General features: G+C 60.1%; 2 protein-coding genes (1 of these 2 only partly in view). Both read right to left on the bottom strand.

Translation table 11 applies throughout. From position 1 onward, the window contains the following. Positions 1 to 111: 111 nt before the first annotated feature. Positions 112 to 474 carry a hypothetical protein gene (locus MTR66_RS01300; RefSeq protein ID WP_243917225.1) on the bottom strand — a complete coding sequence of 121 codons (363 nt, stop codon included), beginning with the start codon at positions 472 to 474 and terminating at the stop codon, positions 112 to 114. Between the two features lie 189 nt (positions 475 to 663). Further along, positions 664 to 1,506, bottom strand: partial view of a LysR family transcriptional regulator gene (locus tag MTR66_RS01295; RefSeq protein ID WP_243917224.1) — the 3' portion only. The gene runs 66 nt beyond the window's last position; the window shows 843 of its 909 coding nt (coding positions 67-909); its start codon lies beyond the right edge, outside the window — the gene reads right to left on this strand; it ends in the stop codon at positions 664 to 666.

The raw sequence follows: 1,506 nt of genomic DNA, 5'->3' as shown, positions 1-1,506 counted from the left end.
GATCATCGGACACGAACCCGCGCAATTCGTGCACGGTCACATGATCATTCTCGTCCTTCATCAGGTGTTGCGCCAGATCGCGCGCACCGCCGCGAGAATTGCCGATCAGTATCATTGCTCAGCCCCAACCTTGAGGCCGAGGGCGCGCACAAGATCATCGCGCATCTGTTCGATGGTCAGGCAGGCCGCATGCAATGATAGCCGCAGATCGTCTGAATCTTCCAGCGCGCCGTTTCGTGCCGCCTCGGCAACATCGCGCATCGATGCAGCGAGTTCCGATGAGCCAAGTGCGGCGAGAATCTTTGCAGCCAGTGCCGCATCGGCTTGCGGTTTGTAGCTGCGAGTTTGCTTCGAGCTATCGGCAATATCAAGCTTCTGACGGATATAGTCCGATACCGCGCGGTTCCCAGCACGATGCGCCAGCAGTGCGCGCTGTTCATCCGAGACCCGAATTGTGAGGTTGTGCATCGCCATGGTCACACCTCACAGATCGAAATCTAGAGCTTGAAGCTGAGCCTCCCATTCCTCCAATGTGTCGAATAGCTGGTTCGAAGTTTCACCTTCGAGGCGCGCCATTTCTCACTATATATGATTGTACGATGCGCTGGGTTGTCTGGCCGGTATGTCATCTGCTGCGCATCGGACGCCAGGAGTGGCCGCGTTTCACGAGCCGCTGTGCGTATCAGCTGGTTGCGGCTGCCGCTTGAGCGTTTCCCATAGTTTGGAGGCGATCGGTCCGTGCGGTTTTCCGGCCTGACGTGCCGCTACGAGTTCGACCTTGCTGCCGCGAAAGTACTTGTTGGTGATCGGGATCAGGCTGCCTGCGGCCAGTTCTTCGAAGACTAGATAGTCTGGCATGTGACCCCAGCCGAGCCCCTGAAGGATGACCTCCTTCTTCATCATCTGGCTGTTGACCGTATAGGTGCGGGCGCCGTCGAGAACGAAATAGTTGTGTGGTGCCGGGGAATCGGCGCTGTCCCGGATGACGCATTGCACGAGGCCGCGCATTCGTTCGACGGTTGCGGCCGCCACCGGAAACGGCAGGAAGCCAGGGGCTGCCACCGGGACCACGGCAACCTGGCGAAGGTGAACCGTTTCGAAACGGGCATCGCCGTCCCGCACATGGTGCAGGATCAGGTCGGCCTTGCCGCTGGCCAGCAATTCCCACGGTGCCGACAGGGTCTCGAAGCTCAGGTGCAGACGCGTCTGGGGATGGGCTGCAAAGAAGCTGCGGATTAGCCCGAGCATTTCCGGCAGCGGAGACAGATCGCCGATGACAATGTGCAGTTCGGTTTCCTCGCCGAATGCAATACCCTCAGCGAAGGTGTGCAATTCGTCCATCTCGGCCAGCACACGCCGTGCTCGTGCGTGGAAGGCAGAGCCGGCCTGCGTCAGTTCAAGCCGGTAACCGCTGCGGTCGAACAGCTTGAAGCCGATGGCCCGTTCCATATTGCCGAGTGCGGTGTGCAAGGTTGGGTGCGTGCGGCCAAGCCGGGCTGCGGCGGC

The sequence above is a fragment of the Novosphingobium beihaiense genome (assembly GCF_022832375.1).
Lineage (GTDB): Bacteria > Pseudomonadota > Alphaproteobacteria > Sphingomonadales > Sphingomonadaceae > Novosphingobium > Novosphingobium beihaiensis.
The sequence above is the reverse complement of the archived record's forward strand: the minus strand, read 5'-3'. Positions and strand labels throughout refer to the sequence as shown.